At 58.5% G+C, this 15,845-nt stretch carries 11 protein-coding genes and 1 pseudogene; 7 read left to right on the plus strand and 5 right to left on the minus strand.

The window, feature by feature from the left end; translation table 11 throughout:
- Positions 1–113 precede the first annotated feature (113 nt).
- The 3 genes from tkt to ACTG2B_RS05245 all read left to right on the plus strand — a co-directional run bounded on the left by tkt (position 114) and on the right by ACTG2B_RS05245 (position 3,154).
- Positions 114–2,105 (plus strand): transketolase, encoded by a 1,992-nt coding sequence (tkt, locus tag ACTG2B_RS05235; RefSeq protein WP_439995299.1) that lies wholly within the window; start codon positions 114–116, stop codon positions 2,103–2,105.
- Positions 2,106–2,525: 420 nt separating this feature from the next.
- The gene (locus ACTG2B_RS05240) at positions 2,526–2,825 is read left to right on the plus strand and encodes a DUF6864 domain-containing function (protein WP_439995300.1); all 300 of its coding nucleotides are present in this window, start codon (positions 2,526–2,528) and stop codon (positions 2,823–2,825) included.
- 2 nt (positions 2,826–2,827) lie between these two features.
- Positions 2,828–3,154 (plus strand): hypothetical protein, encoded by a 327-nt coding sequence (locus ACTG2B_RS05245; RefSeq protein ID WP_439995301.1) that lies wholly within the window; start codon positions 2,828–2,830, stop codon positions 3,152–3,154.
- 163 nt (positions 3,155–3,317) lie between these two features.
- Here ACTG2B_RS05245 and ACTG2B_RS05250 read toward each other — a convergent pair whose 3' ends face one another.
- Positions 3,318–4,583: a RidA family protein gene (locus tag ACTG2B_RS05250; protein WP_439995302.1), complete on the minus strand. Its 1,266-nt coding sequence runs from the start codon at positions 4,581–4,583 to the stop codon at positions 3,318–3,320.
- Between the two features lie 1,180 nt (positions 4,584–5,763).
- Between ACTG2B_RS05250 and ACTG2B_RS05255 the strand changes: the two genes are divergently transcribed.
- Positions 5,764–6,636 carry a hypothetical protein gene (locus ACTG2B_RS05255; protein ID WP_439995303.1) on the plus strand — a complete coding sequence of 291 codons (873 nt, stop codon included), beginning with the start codon at positions 5,764–5,766 and terminating at the stop codon, positions 6,634–6,636.
- A gap of 22 nt (positions 6,637–6,658) precedes the next feature.
- On the opposite strand, the gene ACTG2B_RS05260 is transcribed toward ACTG2B_RS05255, so the two are convergent.
- Both ACTG2B_RS05260 and ACTG2B_RS05265 read right to left on the minus strand, forming a co-directional pair.
- Positions 6,659–7,780 (minus strand): anhydro-N-acetylmuramic acid kinase, encoded by a 1,122-nt coding sequence (locus tag ACTG2B_RS05260; protein WP_439995304.1) that lies wholly within the window; start codon positions 7,778–7,780, stop codon positions 6,659–6,661.
- Between the two features lie 313 nt (positions 7,781–8,093).
- Complete coding sequence (locus ACTG2B_RS05265) at positions 8,094–9,419, minus strand: peptidoglycan DD-metalloendopeptidase family protein (protein WP_439995305.1); 1,326 nt, start codon at positions 9,417–9,419, stop codon at positions 8,094–8,096.
- A 109-nt stretch (positions 9,420–9,528) separates the two neighbouring features.
- Here ACTG2B_RS05265 and tyrS point away from each other — a divergent pair, with 109 nt between their 5' ends.
- The gene (tyrS, locus tag ACTG2B_RS05270) at positions 9,529–10,728 is read left to right on the plus strand and encodes a tyrosine--tRNA ligase (RefSeq protein WP_005347884.1); all 1,200 of its coding nucleotides are present in this window, start codon (positions 9,529–9,531) and stop codon (positions 10,726–10,728) included.
- A gap of 42 nt (positions 10,729–10,770) precedes the next feature.
- Here tyrS and ACTG2B_RS05275 read toward each other — a convergent pair whose 3' ends face one another.
- A complete protein-coding gene (locus ACTG2B_RS05275; protein ID WP_439995306.1) occupies positions 10,771–11,706 on the minus strand; it encodes a LysR family transcriptional regulator in 936 nt (311 codons plus the stop codon).
- Positions 11,707–11,814: 108 nt separating this feature from the next.
- Between ACTG2B_RS05275 and budA the strand changes: the two genes are divergently transcribed.
- A complete protein-coding gene (gene budA / locus ACTG2B_RS05280; protein ID WP_005349809.1) occupies positions 11,815–12,609 on the plus strand; it encodes an acetolactate decarboxylase in 795 nt (264 codons plus the stop codon).
- Between the two features lie 18 nt (positions 12,610–12,627).
- Positions 12,628–14,296: pseudogene (alsS, locus tag ACTG2B_RS05285) on the plus strand (acetolactate synthase AlsS).
- 115 nt (positions 14,297–14,411) lie between these two features.
- On the opposite strand, the gene ACTG2B_RS05290 reads toward alsS, so the two are convergent.
- Positions 14,412–15,824 carry an MATE family efflux transporter gene (locus ACTG2B_RS05290; protein WP_439995307.1) on the minus strand — a complete coding sequence of 471 codons (1,413 nt, stop codon included), beginning with the start codon at positions 15,822–15,824 and terminating at the stop codon, positions 14,412–14,414.
- Positions 15,825–15,845: the final 21 nt, after the last annotated feature.

The raw sequence follows: 15,845 nt of genomic DNA on the forward strand, positions 1-15,845 counted from the left end.
TCCTCCCAAAGCAACTTTATTCATCCAGATAATATTTGCACGCCGCGCGCCCTGCTGGGACAATAACGCGCCTTAATCTTGGCCATCAAATGAAGCAATCGCAGGAGATTCAGATGCCTTCTCGTAAAGAGCTTGCCAATGCCATTCGTGCATTGAGTATGGATGCCGTTCAAAAAGCCAACTCCGGTCACCCGGGCGCCCCCATGGGAATGGCGGATATCGCCGAAGTGCTGTGGCGTAGCCACCTCAGACATAACCCGAACAACCCCAAGTGGGCCGACCGCGACCGTTTCATTCTCTCCAACGGCCACGGCTCCATGCTGCTGTACTCCCTGCTGCACCTCTCCGGTTATGACCTCTCCATCGACGATCTGAAAAACTTCCGCCAACTGCACTCTCGCACCCCGGGTCACCCGGAGTACGGCTATGCACCGGGCGTTGAAACCACCACTGGCCCGCTGGGTCAGGGCATCACCAACGCCGTTGGTATGGCGATCGCCGAGAAAGCCATGGCTGAGCAGTTCAACCAGCCGGGCCACGACATCGTTGACCACTACACCTACGCCTTTATGGGCGACGGCTGCCTGATGGAAGGTATCTCCCACGAGGCTTGCTCTCTGGCAGGTACCCTGCAACTGGGCAAACTGATCGCGTTCTGGGATGACAACGGTATCTCCATCGACGGTCACGTAGAAGGCTGGTTCACCGACGACACCGTCAAGCGTTTCGAAGCTTACGGCTGGCACGTAATTCCGGCTGTTGACGGTCACAGCCCGGAAGCCATCAATGCCGCCATCGAAGCCGCCAAGGCCGAGACCGGCAAGCCGACCCTGATCTGCTGCCGCACCATCATCGGTTACGGCTCCCCGAACAAATCCGGCTCTCACGACTGCCACGGCTCACCGCTGGGCAACGACGAGATCGCCGCGGCTCGCGCCTTCCTGAAGTGGGACCACGCGCCGTTCGTTATCCCGGCCGATATCGTTGCCGAGTGGAACGCTCAGGAGAAGGGTGCTGCACTGGAAGCCGACTGGGCTGCCAAGTTCGCTGCCTATGAAGCCGCTCACCCGACTCTGGCTGCCGAATTCAAGCGCCGTACCGCTGGCGAACTGCCGGCCAACTGGGCTGCTGAATCCGCCAAGATCATCGAAACCCTGCAAGCCAACCCGGCCAAGATTGCGACCCGTAAAGCGTCCCAGAACTCTCTGGAAGCGTTCGGCAAGCTGCTGCCGGAGTTCATGGGTGGCTCTGCCGACCTGGCTCCGTCCAACCTGACCATGTGGTCCGGCTCCAAGTCCCTGACCAACGACGATGCCTCCGGCAACTACATCCACTACGGTGTACGCGAGTTCGGCATGTCCGCCATCATGAACGGTATCGCCCTGCACGGTGGTTTCATCCCCTACGGCGCTACTTTCCTGATGTTCATGGAGTACGCTCGCAACGCCCTGCGCATGGCCGCCCTGATGAAGCAGCGCGCTATCTTCGTTTACACCCACGACTCCATCGGTCTGGGTGAAGATGGCCCGACTCACCAGCCGGTTGAGCAGATCGCCTCCCTGCGTCTGACTCCGAACATGAGCACCTGGCGTCCGTGTGACCAGGTTGAATCCGCCATCGCCTGGAAACACGCCATCGAGCGTACCGACGGCCCGACCTCTCTGATCTTCTCTCGTCAGAACCTGGCCCAGATGGACCGTACTGCCCAGCAGCTGGCTGATACCGCCAAGGGTGGCTACGTGCTGAAAGATTGCGCCGGTACACCGGAGCTGATCCTGATCGCCACCGGTTCCGAAGTGGAACTGGCCGTTGCCGCCTATGAGCAGCTGACTGCCAAGGGCCGTGCCGTGCGCGTGGTCTCTCTGCCGTCTACCGACGTGTTCGATGCCCAGTCTGCCGAGTACAAAGAGTCCGTCCTGCCGTCCTCCGTCACCAAGCGTGTGGCCATCGAAGCCGGCATCGCTGACTACTGGTACAAGTACGTCGGTTTTGGCGGCAAGATCATCGGTATGACCACCTTCGGTGAGTCCGCACCGGCCGAGCTGCTGTTCAAGGAATTCGGCTTTACCGTGGAAAACGTGGTTGCGACCGCTGAATCCCTGTAATAGCTGACCATTGGGCCACTCTGGCCCAATAGCCGGAAAATAAAACGCCCTCCATCGCAAGATGGGGGGCGTTTTTATTTTGTTTGTGAAACACTCAACTATTGAAATAGATATTTAATGTTTGATATCTTAGCACCTATAATTTATTGTAATTTATTTTTCAACCTATAAAAGTCAAAGCATATAACTAGATATGGAATTAAGTTATATAAAAACAACAACACAGTCTTGATTTGTTTTTCATGTGTATGAGGTTGTAGATATATTTGTCTATGACAGTAAGGTTTGCATTTATTAGGGTTTATATTTCTTTTTAATGTAGTTAGTGATTTATTTCTTGGCTGACAGTTTATAAAAAGGTGGTGTCATGATTGATAATAGCAATAATTTCCCAGTTAGAGTGACCATACCTGGATATAGGTGATTGCATCTGGCATTGTACATTTATCTTCAACAGAGGTTAAATTTGAACTTGCCAATCTAGTTATCAAATATAAGTTTATATCTGATTCTTCAGGTGTTCGATTTGATGCTGCAGTGATTAATAATGAACTTATAATTAATTTATATAATTTTAATAATGGATTGGGTGAAGGGAAATTAGAACCAACTGAAATAGGCACTTTAGGAGATAAAAAGTTGTTTGCAACGTGGTATGTAAATACACTGCAATCTAATATCCGTCAGTTTGGTTATACTTTCATGTTAATGGTTGGCTAATTATGAATGGTACTTTATCCGCGCCTCAACAAGAATCCACACAACAAGATCTAAGGTCTGGTTCTTTAACTAATAATGAAATCGCAGGTAAAATAGCTGACCATATAGGAACTGGGCGAAATGCTAAAGATTCATTTATATGGATGACAATCACTTGGAGTTTTATAATTGCTTCAGGCCTGAGTATATTGATATTTATTAGATCTTTTTGTGTTATCTCTAGCGGTGAAATTCTACTTGATTCAATTACCAAATTATGGAGTGTTTTTGTTCCAATTATTACCTTGGCATTAGGGTATGCTTTTGGTAAAGGAGATAAAGCAGGATAAACGACTGCGTAGTATTTTATTATTAGAATAGCCCGTAGGTTCGATTAGCGAAGCGTAATCGGACGTTCGCGTTCTTTAAGACGATGCCATAAAAATCATGTCCCCTCCTGTTACCTAAAAAGAGACCGGCTATCAGCCGGTCTCTTTTTATTTATCGCAACCCTTACACCTGCGGCGGGGTGCTTTCCGCGTTGGACATCACCGCATCAATTTGTACTAGGGCGCCGGCGGGCAGTTCGCGCACCGCGATCACGGTGCGGGCCGGCAGGTAGGCCGGGAAGTATTTGGTATAGATGGCATCCACCTCGGCCAGATCCGCGATATTGCCGAGCTGGATATTGACCTTGACGATATCGTCCATCACATGGCCGATGCTCTCCACAATCGCTTTGATATTGCTCAGGCACTGGGCGGTCTGCTCCTTGATGCAGCCAGCCAGGATCTTGCCGGTGGCTGGGTCAATCGGCAGTTGGGCAGAGAGATGGTTGTAGTGGGAGAAGGCGACGGTCTGGCAATGGAGCGGGCTGCGCGGTGCCTTGTCGGTATTGCGGGCACGGATCACCAGATTGTGACGGTCTTCCACCAGTTGCGGCGGGGTGCCGTCACCGTGGGAGATGACCGCATCCATCTGCACCCGTGCCCCCATGGGCAGGGCGGCGGCACTGACCACCGAGCGGGCGGGCAGATAGGCGACGGCGCGGGCAATGGCGGAGTCGGGGAAGAAGGTGGTGTAGACCTCGTTGACGGCCTCCAGATCGGCCAGATTGGTCAGATAGACGGTGACCTTGACGATATCGTCAAACGGCACGTCGATGCTCTCCAGCACGTGCTTGATGTTGCGCAGGCACTGACCCGCCTGCACCTTGATGCCACCGGCGACCAGTTGGCCCGAGGCGGCCTCGACCGGCAGCTGGGCACCGATATTGTTGTAGTGGGAGAAGGCCACGGTGTGGGTGGAGAGCGGGTTGTGTGGCGCCTTGTCACTGTTGCGGGCCAGTTTAACCAGCGGGCAAGGATCTTGCGGGAAGGTACCTTCGCCGTTGGAGATGATGGCATCGATCTGCACCAGCGCGCCCAGCGGCAGGGCGGCGACGGCAAGGGTGGTGCGGGTCGGCAGATAGCCCGGGAAGAATTCGCGATAGACGGCGTTGACCGCTTCCAGATCCGCCATCTCTTTCAGGAAGATGGTCGCTTTGACCACATCGTCCATCACATGGCCGATGCTCTCGATGATCGCCTTGAGGTTGCTCAGGCACTGTCTGGCCTGCGCAGTGACATCGCCACTCACCATCTTGCCGGTTGCGGGATCGACCGGCAGCTGGGCCGAGATATTGTTGTAATGAGAAAACGCCACCGTTTGGGTGCTGGGGCCCAGATCCTGGGGGGCATGGGGGGTATTTCTTGCCGACTTGATGATGGTGCCACTCATAGATATGCCTCTTTTTAATATTTGTTGTTCATTCAGGTACAGGTTTACCCCATCTTGTTGTACGCCACGGCCACTGCGCCAGCGGCGGCATCCCCGATTATTATTTGTGATCCACTCAATTACTGAGAGGAATAAGGGAGAAGAGGACAGGGTAGATATTTCAGACGCTGCGATTCTATGAGTGGCTATCAGGGGTTGCAAACCGCTGATTGCATTTCTATGAGATGGCTCAATTGGCGCAAATTTAATCATATTGCTATTCAATTCACCCGAAATAGGAGCCAATTTGTGTGCAAATGGTGCCTAACCGGCGGACAGCCTTGCCCTGACTGGGTTTGCTCTTCCCCTCTTCGGGATATTGGCGTGTAAATAAAGGGTTAATATTATGCGCCGATGTGCAAATAATGCATATTATGGTGCATGGATATCTGTTTTAAGCTTTTTTAAGGGGCTATGAAAATTCCCGTGAATATGCATATCCACCTTATTAAAGATACCTCTGGAATATAATTCACGGCTTTTGCATTCCTCTCTGTTAATGATTATTCCGGCATACTCGGTGACGCCTTGCTGGCAGCCTGGATCTGTTATTAATGCCATAAAATTCTATGCCATGAATTTGCACGGCGGATCTGCTCCTGCTGCACAGGAGTGCGGATCATGGCGTTGGCGTGACGATGTGCGGGAGCGGTGGCGCTCGATAAGAGATGGCGATGGATGAGAGGTGGTGCTGGATGAGGGACGGTGGTGGCAATACGAGTCTCTTCACTCTGGTTGCATCCCCCGATGGGTGGGGTTGCCCCGCGTCGTCGCTTCTTCCACTTTTTTGCGGCTTTGTCTGACCTCCCCCTTATCTGTGGCTGGTTGTGATGATTGGGATGGTTTTCAGGGCTCATGAACAGTTCAGGTGATTTCGCAGGCACAAAGTTCAATATGTTGTTTTTAAAGGTAAATCCGTCAAGAAATGGATTTATCGACCGCTTTTTATGGTTTCTTGATGAAACTGTTAATTAGTGGCGTGATTGCGAGTCAGGTCGCTTTTTTCACTCGCTATTAATCGTATGATTAATAAGGTAATCAAGGAGCCCTGACGGAGAGCATCGATGCACCGGCAGGCCATTGCCCAGGATTGGCAAGCGAGATCGCATCGCGATCATCATTACCTGACTGTGGAGGATTTATGCTGGGTTTCGTTCTGGGCGATATGTATTGCCAAACATCTGGGCAGCGGTTACCTCCTCGCCTGGGAAAGAGCTTTCCCATTCCTGCCGATTACCGACTGCGCGGCCGGGTATCCGCCGCCATCATGACCATCGAGAGCCTGCTCGATACCCCTTATCCGCAAAAGCAGTTTCGTGAGCTGGTCTTTGGCGCCTTTATCGAGCGCCAGCGTCGGCTGTTTGGCGAACATGTGATTGTGGCCCGCATGGAAGGGGAGGAGGGGCTGGAACTGTCGATTGATCTCTCGTTTGTCAGCACCGCCGTACCTGTGGGCCTGCTGGCCATCTCTGAAGAGCTGGCCCTCGCCACGGCGCCGCGTCCCAAGAAGAGCCATCCCCACTACGAGGCGCTGTGCAAGGCGATCGACTGCATGGTGATGCTGATGTTTTATGGCAAGGTGATCCGCCAGCGTAATACGGTGTTGGAAAATATCGGCCATCAGTTTGGTTATCAGCCCGCGGCGACCCTGACGGCGCGTGTTGGCAAGGGTGGGGAGGATGATTACGACGCCTTCATGGTCAATATCATGACCTGTATTGCCCACTCCAACTCGCTCAAGGAGGCGCTGGAGAACGCCAGCCGGATGGGAATTCAGGAGCCTGCTTTCTTCTGCATCGTCGGGGCGATTGCCAGCACCCTGTGGGGCGTGCCCAGACTGTGGGCGTATCAAGCCTCACAGCTGATCCATCGCTCCCACCACCACTACATCCAGAATCTGCTTCGTTGTGAAACCCGTGCCGGGCGGCGCCATATCAATCTGGAGCCGCCAAAGCCCCCGCTGTTTGCACCGATCCGGCAACAGGTTGTGCGTCTGTTCAAGGGGGCACACTGATCCGCAGCCCCCTTGTCATCACTCAGGCGGGATAAAGCGCACCCAGCACAGCCGGACGGCTGGCGCCGGTGACGGCTGGCAGATTGCCCGGCTTGTGGTGGACAAAGCACATGGCCAGCCAGGCAAAGGCTGCGCCTTCCACCCAGTCGGGGGCAAGGCCCAGCTCGGCGGTGCTGGCGATGCGCCATGCAGGCAGCTGGCTGGCCAGCTCCTTCAGCAAGGGGGCGTTATGGGCACCGCCGCCGCAGACAAACAGCTCGGCTTTCGGCTGGCTGGCACCGACTGATTCGGGCCGGGCGGGCAGTTGGCGGGCGATGCTGTGGCAGGTGAGCGCCTGCAGGGTGCGCTGCACATCCACGGGGGCGTATGAAGTACCTGCCAGCTCGCCATCGAGCCAATCGAGGGTAAACATCTCACGTCCGGTGCTCTTGGGGGCGGGGGCGGCGAAGTAGGGGTGAGCCAGCAGCTTCTCCAGCAGGGCCGGGATGGGTTTGCCACTGGCAGCCCATTTGCCACCGGCGTCATAGCTGCCGCCGTGGGGCTGATGGCGGCGATACCAGCCATCGAGCAGGGTGTTGGCCGGGCCGGTATCAAAACCATATACCCCGCCCGGATTGCCCGGCAGCACCGAGATATTGGCGATGCCGCCGAGGTTCAGTACCACCCGCAAGGCGCCGGGCTTGGCAAACAGTGCCTGATGGAAGGCGGGCACCAGCGGCGCCCCCTGACCGCCGAGGGCCATATCCATGGTGCGAAAATCGGCGATAACGTCGATGCCGGTCAGGGCGGCCAGCAGGGCGGCGTTGCCGATCTGCAAGGTAAAGCCAAGCTGGGGGCGATGGCGGATGGTCTGGCCGTGGCTGCCGATGGCGCGAATATCTTTGGGCTCAAGCTTCGCCTTGGCCAGCAGCGCGTGGGTGGCGGCGGCAAACTCTCGCGCCACCAGATTATCGGCCACCCCCATGCGGTCGATTTCGTTGTCGCCCGTGGTGCAGAGTGCATGCAGCGTGCGGGCGGTCTCTTGCGGCCAGGGGTGACAAAGCGCCGCTTCGACCCGCAGTTCATCCCCGGCGATCATCACCAGCACGGCATCAATGCCGTCCATGCTGGTTCCCGACATCAGACCGATATAGCGCTCAGCCATGGTGTCTCCTTACATTGCTGTTCGAAAATACGGTGTGCAGAGAGGGTGAAGAGGGGAACGGCTTTCATCCCATGCCACATGGCGTGGTCTTTGACATCAGACCGATATAACGCTCAACCATGTTGCATCCTCAATGCGGACCGAAAAAAGAGTGAGAGAGACAGGATAGATAAGCCCTTGCTTCCATGCCACATGCCGCTCCCGGTGTTCCATCTCATCTTATGTCTGAAAGTGGACTCATTTCAATCTGATTGCCTGGCGCGGGTTCAATAAAAGGGGCTGGCAGGGCCTTCACCCTGCCAGCCCTGATGGCTTAGTTGCCGCGACTATCCCGCTTGTTCTGGGCCAGCTGCAGCTCGGGGTTGTCGAGCTTGGCCAGTTGCGGCATCGCCAGCTTTTTGAAGTTGGCCAGCTCGCGTCCGCTCAGGGTCTCTGCCTGCGGCAGGGTGAGGGTGCGCGGGTTCTTGTGAATGCCGCCTACCACGAATTCGTAGTGCAGGTGCGGGCCGGTGACGCGGCCGGTGCCACCCAGAGTGCCGATGGTCTGCCCCTGCTTCACCCGCTGTCCCTTGTTGACGGTGCGCTTGGAGAGGTGCAGGTACTTGGTCACATAGTTGCCGGCATGCTTGATAAAGACGTAGTTGCCGTTGAACTGGTTGTAACCGGCAGCCACCACGCTGCCTGAGCCCGCCGCCATGATGGGGGTGCCCACCGGCGCCACGTAGTCGATGCCGTTATGGGGGCGGATCTTGCCGGTTACCGGATGGAGGCGGCGCGGGTTGAAGTTGGAGCTGATGTATTTGAAGTTGACCGGCGCGCGCAGGAAGCTCTTGCGCATCGCCTTCCCTTCCGGGGTGTAGTAGTTGCCATCTTCATTGAGCACGGCGCGGTAGGCAGTGCCCTGGTTGACGAACTCCGCCGCCAGAATGTCGCCGGAGGCGACCCGCTCGTCGTCGCGGAACTTGTCTTCATAGACCACCCGGAAGCTGTCTCCCGGCTGCAAGTCCTGGGCAAAGTCGATGTCCCAGCCGAAGATGGCGGCCAAGTCCATGATCTGATCTTCGGTCATACCCGCATCCACCGCGGCGCCCCAGAAGCTGGAGCGGATCTCCCCCTTGCTCACCTGTTCACGGGTGTCGAGGGCGATCTTGACGTTGCGGGCGACAAAGGTCTCCTCCTTGCGGCTCACCTTGAGCGCCTGCTCCAGACTGTGGGGGTAATAGAGGCTGTGCAACTGGCCATCTTCGGTCAGCTTGAAGGTGAGCTCCTGCCCAGGTTGCAGCATCCGCAGGGGATCGCTGCCCTCGAGCTGATCGATCAGGTGCAGATCTGTGGTGCTCAGGCCAATGCGCTGGAAGATCACCCCCATGTTGTCGCCACGGCGCACCTTCACCTGCTTGGTGATGTAGCGCGGCTTGGGCGGGGTAACGGGCTTGGCGGCTTCGGCAGTCAGCTCGTCGTTCAGTGCGTTGTCGTTCGCCGGTTCCCGCAGGGCAATCTCGTTGCCGTTTTCATCGACCCGTGTTGCTACTGCCTGTTCGCTTGGCCAGGCAGCCAGCATCATGATCATGATGCTCAAGATCAGCACCATCTTGCGGTGCCAGTGGGGGAGTGCGTTGAAGGCGTGCCAAATAACCATGAGAAGCAGATGAAGTCGGGCAGAATGGACGGATTTTACAGCCTTTCCAATTGGCCCGCCATTCCAGTAATATGTTTGGCCCTGTGGAATCGTGATGGAGAGTCAAAAAATGTCCCAGCTCGAGGTGGCGCTAGCCGAGATCAAGCGCGGAGCGGAAGAAATTCTGGTTGAAGAAGAACTTGTCGCCAAGTTGAAGGAAGGGCGCCCGCTGCGCATCAAGTTGGGCATGGACCCGACCGCCCCCGACATTCACCTGGGTCATACCGTGATCCTCAACAAGCTGAAGACCTTCCAGGATTTGGGCCATGAAGTGATCCTGCTGATCGGTGACTTCACTGCCATGGTGGGAGATCCCTCCGGCAAGAACGCTACCCGTCCGCCGCTCTCCGAAGAGGCCATCAAGCACAACGCCCTCACCTATGCCGAGCAGGCGTTCAAGATCCTCGACCCCGCCAAGACCCGCATCGAGTACAACTCGACCTGGCTGAGCGAGCTGGGTGCGACCGGCATGATCAAGCTGGCGGCCAAGCAGACCGTGGCCCGCATGATGGAGCGTGACGACTTCAAAAAGCGCTACACCGGCGGCCAATCCATCGCGATTCACGAATTCCTCTATCCGCTGCTGCAAGGCTATGACTCGGTCGCGCTGAAGGCGGACGTTGAGCTCGGCGGTACCGACCAGAAGTTCAACCTGCTGATGGGCCGCGAGCTGCAAAAAGATGCCGGCATGGCGACCCAGTGCGTGCTGATGATGCCGCTGCTGGTGGGTCTGGATGGCGTCAAGAAGATGTCCAAGTCCGCAGGCAACTACATCGGCGTCCACGACGCTCCGGGCGAGATGTTCGGCAAGATCATGTCCATCACCGACGATCTGATGTGGAACTACTACGAGCTGCTCTCCTTCCGTCCGCTGGCCGAAATCGAAGAGTTCAAGGCGGGCATCGCTGCCGGTACTCTCAACCCGCGCGACGTGAAGATCTGGCTGGCCAAAGAGATCATCGCCCGTTATCACGACGAAGCGGCGGCTGAAGCGGCCCACGAAGATTTCACCCAGCGCTTCTCCAAGAACGCCATCCCGGACGAAATGCCGGAAATCGAGCTGGCTCTGGAAGGCGAAGGTCTGGCCATTGCCAACCTGCTGAAAGAGGCCGATCTGGTGGCCACCACCTCCGAAGCGCTGCGGATGATCAAGCAGGGCGCAGTCAAGGTGGATGGCGAGAAGCTGGAAGATGGCAAGGCACTCATCGGTGCCGGTACCGCCGTCTATCAGGTCGGCAAGCGCAAGTTTGCCCGAGTGACTGTCAAATAAGCAGTACCGTCAAATAAGCTGTCGCATCAGGCAAGCTGGTCATCAAACCGGTTCAAGCTTGTTCAACAGGGCCTCCTTCGGGAGGCCTTGTCGTATCTGGGCGGCACGGATCTGGGCGATAAAGTGCCGCAGCACGGCACTACCTGGGTGTGGCCGTGTCGCCAGACTGATGCTGGTCATCATGCCGTTGCCCTCAATGGGGTGGTAACTGACCCCGAGTGGGCGCAGCGCCGCCACCGAGCTGGGCACCAGGGTCACGCCAAAGCCCGCCTGCACCATGCCGACGGTGGAGATCACCTGCGGACATTCGGGCCCCAATATCGGCTCGAAGCCGGCCTCCCGACAGAGGCCCACGATGCCGTCATAGAGCCCGGGCCCGATGGTGTGGGGAAACAGAATAAAACTCTCGTCCTTCAGGCTGGCCAGTGACAAGGGGCCCGGCTTGGCCTTGGGGTGGCTGGTCGGCAGGGCGATCAGCAGCGGCTCCTGCTCGATAAGGTGATGGGCAAAGCCCTCGCTACCCCGGCAGGGCAGCCGCAAGATGGCGGCGTCCAGCCGATCGTTGCGCAGCGCCTCCACCAGTGCCGGCATGGTGCCCTCCTGCGGGCTGAGGGCCACCTCGGGGTAGCGCTCCCGATAGTCGTGCAGCAGGGTCAGCACCGCGGGGTGGAGCACGGTGGACCCGGCAAAGCCGATCCGCAGTGCCCCCTGCTCGCCCCGGGCAATCCGCTTTACCTTCAGTTTTGCCGCATCGGCCAGCGCCAGGATCTGCGCCGCATCCCGATAGAGGCTTTCGCCCGCCTCGGTCAGCTCGACACTGCGGGTCAAACGGCGCAGCAGCGGGGTGCCCAGGGTCTCTTCCAGCTTGCGGATCTGCTGGCTCAGCGGCGGCTGGGCCATGTTGAGTGATTCGGCTGCACGGGTGAAATTCTGCTTTTCAACAACGGCCATGAAGTAGCGGAGCGTACGAAGTTCCATATCGATTGAGTCTCAAAGTCATGGGATCAGCGTATTGGTGTTGAAATGTGAACCAAGTCACCATTGGATCCGAACGCTAACAGGATTCACGGTGGAGGTGAAACCCGAATGGAACATATTGCAACATCTGACAGTGCCGGGTGCAGCTGTGCCCTCGAAGTAAGCCAGCAGTTTTCCCGCTGGCGCAGGCAGCATGATGGTGGCGAGATCTACCAGAGTTCCCTGATGAGCGCCCTGCTGGCGGGGGTCTACGAAGGGGAGACCACCATGAGCGAACTGCTGCGCCACGGCGACTTTGGCCTCGGCACCTTCAACCACCTTGATGGCGAGCTGATCGCCTTCGAGCGCCAGATCCACCAGTTGCGCTCCGATGGCTCGGCCCGTCCCGCCCGCGCCGATCAGAAGACCCCCTTTGCGGTGATGACCCATTTTCGCCCTTGTCTGGAGCGTCGCTTCGACCATCCCCTCAGCCGTGACGAGATCCACCAGTGGGTGGATCGGCTGGTGGGATCCGACAACGTCTTCGTCGCCCTGCGCCTCGACGGCCAGTTTGAAATGGCCAAGGTCCGTACCGTGCCGCGGCAGGAGCCCCCCTATCGCCCCATGCTGGAAGCCATCGAACAGCAGCCGCTGTTCCGCTTTGCCGCGGTGGCGGGAACCCTGGTGGGCTTTCGCTGCCCGCCGTTCGTGCAGGGGGTCAATGTGGCAGGCTTTCACGAACACATGATCACCGCCGATCGCAAGGGAGGCGGCCATCTGCTCGACTACACCATGGCCCACGGCACCCTGCGACTTTCTGTGGTGCGTCACCTCAATCTGGCCCTGCCATCGGATCCCGCTTTCCGGCAGGCCGACCTCAACCCCGCCGATCTCGATCGCGCCATTCAGGCCGCCGAAGGCTGATAGACAAGGAGCAATAACATGGAAAACAGACAGTGGAAGTGCGGTGCCGAGCTGGTGGTTCGTCATCTGGAGGCGCAAGGGGTCAAGCAGGTGTTCGGGATCCCGGGGGCCAAGATTGACCGGGTGTTCGATGCGCTGGAGGACTCCCCCATCGAGACCATAGTGGTGCGCCACGAGGCGAACGCCGCCTTTATGGCGGCCGCCGTGGGGCGTCTCACCGGCAAGGCGGGGGTGGCGCTAGTCACCTCGGGCCCCGGCTGCTCCAACCTCATTACCGGGCTGGCGACGGCCACCTCGGAGGGGGACCCCATGGTGGCGCTGGGCGGTGCGGTGCGCCGTGCCGATGGCCTCAAACTCACCCACCAGAGCATGGATACGGTCAACCTCTGCCGTCCGGTCACCAAGTTCAGCGCCCAGGTCAACAGCGGGGCGGCAATTTCGGAAGTGATGGCCAACGCCTTTCGCGCCGCCGAGCTGGGACGGCCGGGGGCGGCGTTTGTCAGCCTGCCGATGGACATCATCAACAAGCCGGTACAGGGCAATGTGCTGGTGCCCCGCGAAGTGCCTGAGCCGGGCTGTGCCGATGAGCAGAATATGGAGCAGGCATTGACCCTGCTGCGCAACGCCCAGAATCCGGTGGTGCTGCTCGGCCTGATGGCGAGCCGGCCGGAGAATGCCGAAGCGGTACGCGCCTTCCTCGACAAGGCGCGGCTGCCGGTGACCGGTACCTATCAGGCTGCCGGGGTGGTGGACAGCTGCCACTTCGATGACTTTGCCGGACGGGTGGGGCTCTTTAACAACCAGCCGGGGGATCAGCTGCTGGCCGGGGCCGATCTGGTGATCTGCATCGGCTACAGCCCCATCGAGTACGACCCCGTGCTGTGGAATGGCGACCGGGAGCGGCGCATCCTCCATCGACGTGCTGCCTGCCGATATCGACAGCAGCTACTGCCCGACCGCCGAGCTGGTGGGGTCGATCCGCGCCAACCTGTTGCAGCTGACCCGCATCATGGGCAATCCGAAAATCCGCCCCCCCGAGGTGGATCGGCTGCTGCAAGGGGTTCGCCAGCAGCGACTGCGACTGGCGATGCGGGCCGACGATCTGCACGGCAATCCGGTTCACCCCTTGCGTATCGTGCGCGAGCTGCAGGATCTGGTGCGCGACGACATGACCCTCTGCGTCGACATGGGCAGCTTCCATATCTGGATTGCCCGCTACCTCTACAGCTTCCGCGCTCGTCAGGTGTTGATCTCCAATGGTCAGCAGACCATGGGGGTGGCACTGCCGTGGGCCATCGGTGCGGCGCTGGTGCGGCCGGGTGAGAAGGTTATCTCGGTATCGGGGGATGGCAGCTTTATGCAGTCGAGCATGGAGCTGGAGACGGCGGTGCGGCTCAAGAGCAATATCGTCCACATCATCTGGGTCGATAACGGCTACAACATGGTCGCGATGCAGGAGCAGCAGAAGTATTGCCGCACCTCAGGCGTCTCTTTTGGTCCCATCGACTTCAAACGCTATGCCGAATCGTTCGGGGCGGCCGGTTTCGCGGTGCGTTCGGCCGACGAGCTGCGCGCCACCCTGCGGGCCGCACTGTCGGTGGAGGGGCCTGCGGTGGTGGCGATCCCGGTGGATTACTCCGACAACCCGGGGCTGATGGCCCAGCTCAGGCCAGAAGTATTGGCATAAGTGTGGGCAGCAGTGCTGGCCTGAATCCCTGTGTAAGAGCAGGCAGACCCATCCATATAGCAAAAACCGGCATCAGGGGATGCCGGTTTTTTATTGCTACGCGGGATGGGTGGCCTTAACGGGCCAGCTGGACGGCGGCGCGTGCGCGGGCCGGTTGTGGGCGCTGTTTGGCTTTTGGTGCGCAGGCCATCTTCAGGCGCAGCCACTCGCGCCACAGCAGCCAGCAGAGCGGCAGGGTGAGCAGCAGCACGGTCGCGGGCTGGGCCATCAACACCCCATCACGACCCCACAGTTGCGGCAGCAGGAAGATGAGTGGCAGCAGCAACACGGTTTTGGCGATGGAGATGACCAGCGCCTGACGGGTACGCGCCATGGATTGCAGCAGCACGATGCCGAACATGATGATCCCCTCCAGCGGAATGGCGCCGAGGTTGAGGGTCAGACTGCTGATGGCGGCGGCCAGCAGCTCGGGATCCTTGTCGCCGGTATAGAGCATGGCGACCTGTCCCGGCAGCAGCTGGATGGTGAGCCACACCAGCATGCCGTAGATAAAGGTGAACTTGAGCCCCATCTCCATCAGGTACTTGAGGTTGCGATGGCGCTTGGCCCCCGCTGCCTTGCTGATCAGCGGCTGAATGCCAAACGCCAGCCCCTGCAGAATGACGATAAAGACCGCTTCGGTGTAACCGGCTACGGTAAAACCCGCCAGATCCTTCACATTGCCATACACCATCAGCTGGCTGTTGTGCAGCATCAAGAGCAGCCCGAGGTTGAACTGGGCAATCAGGCTCGGCAGACCGGTAAAGAGCAGGTGCGGCATGGCGGGGAGGTTGGGCACCAGATCCCGCCAGCTGAGGCGAAGCCGCGCCCAGGGGGTAAAGAAGTAGCCAAGGCCGATCAGGCTCACCGCACCCTCTGCCATCAGGGTGGCTTGCGCAGTACCGATCAATCCCAGCCCCAGCCGACCCACCATGATGTAGTTGAGGATGATATTGAGCACGGCGCCGCTGCTCACCAGCACCATGGCCAGTTTCGGGCGGCCATCGTTGCGCAGCAGATAGGGGACCGCCAGATTGCTGGCCAGCAGCAGGGTACCGCCGCCAATCCAGGTGAGGTAGTCGCTCGCCTGTTTCCAGGTCTCGGTGCCCTGTTCAATCCCCAGTCCCAGCAGGATATCGGTGTGGGTGTAATAGAGCAGCCCCGGCGCAACTCCCCCGAGACCGGCCAGCAGCCAGAGGGCGTTGACCAGCGCCTGACGGGCCAGCTTGTCGTTTTTCGCCCCTTGCTGGAAGGAGATGGCGGTGGCCGCCCCCATGCTGATCATGGCGGCCAGACCGATCAGCACCATGATGACCGGATAGACCAGGTTGATCCCGGCGAGGCCAGCGGCACCGACATAGTGGCCGACGAAGATGCCGTCGATGAGGTAGTAGGCCCCCGAGACCAGCATGGCAAGAATGGAGGGGAGGGCGTAAGCCCAGAAGCGACGGGTCATGGCCCGTTGCCGCAGTGTTAAATAGGCAGACATATCTGTTCTCTCGGGGAGTTC

The sequence above is a fragment of the Aeromonas sp. 30P genome (assembly GCF_051919805.1).
Taxonomy (GTDB): Bacteria; Pseudomonadota; Gammaproteobacteria; order Enterobacterales; family Aeromonadaceae; genus Aeromonas; species Aeromonas veronii.

Coding starts and splice junctions, on each gene's coding strand:
- ACTG2B_RS05290 (WP_439995307.1), bottom strand. CDS start 15,824: ATGTCTGCCTATTTAACACTGCGGCAACGGGCCATGACCCGTCGCTTC.
- budA (WP_005349809.1), top strand. CDS start 11,815: ATGGAACATATTGCAACATCTGACAGTGCCGGGTGCAGCTGTGCCCTC.
- ACTG2B_RS05250 (WP_439995302.1), bottom strand. CDS start 4,583: ATGAGTGGCACCATCATCAAGTCGGCAAGAAATACCCCCCATGCCCCC.
- ACTG2B_RS05245 (WP_439995301.1), top strand. CDS start 2,828: ATGAATGGTACTTTATCCGCGCCTCAACAAGAATCCACACAACAAGAT.
- ACTG2B_RS05275 (WP_439995306.1), bottom strand. CDS start 11,706: ATGGAACTTCGTACGCTCCGCTACTTCATGGCCGTTGTTGAAAAGCAG.
- tkt (WP_439995299.1), top strand. CDS start 114: ATGCCTTCTCGTAAAGAGCTTGCCAATGCCATTCGTGCATTGAGTATG.
- ACTG2B_RS05255 (WP_439995303.1), top strand. CDS start 5,764: ATGCTGGGTTTCGTTCTGGGCGATATGTATTGCCAAACATCTGGGCAG.
- ACTG2B_RS05260 (WP_439995304.1), bottom strand. CDS start 7,780: ATGGCTGAGCGCTATATCGGTCTGATGTCGGGAACCAGCATGGACGGC.
- tyrS (WP_005347884.1), top strand. CDS start 9,529: ATGTCCCAGCTCGAGGTGGCGCTAGCCGAGATCAAGCGCGGAGCGGAA.
- ACTG2B_RS05265 (WP_439995305.1), bottom strand. CDS start 9,419: ATGGTTATTTGGCACGCCTTCAACGCACTCCCCCACTGGCACCGCAAG.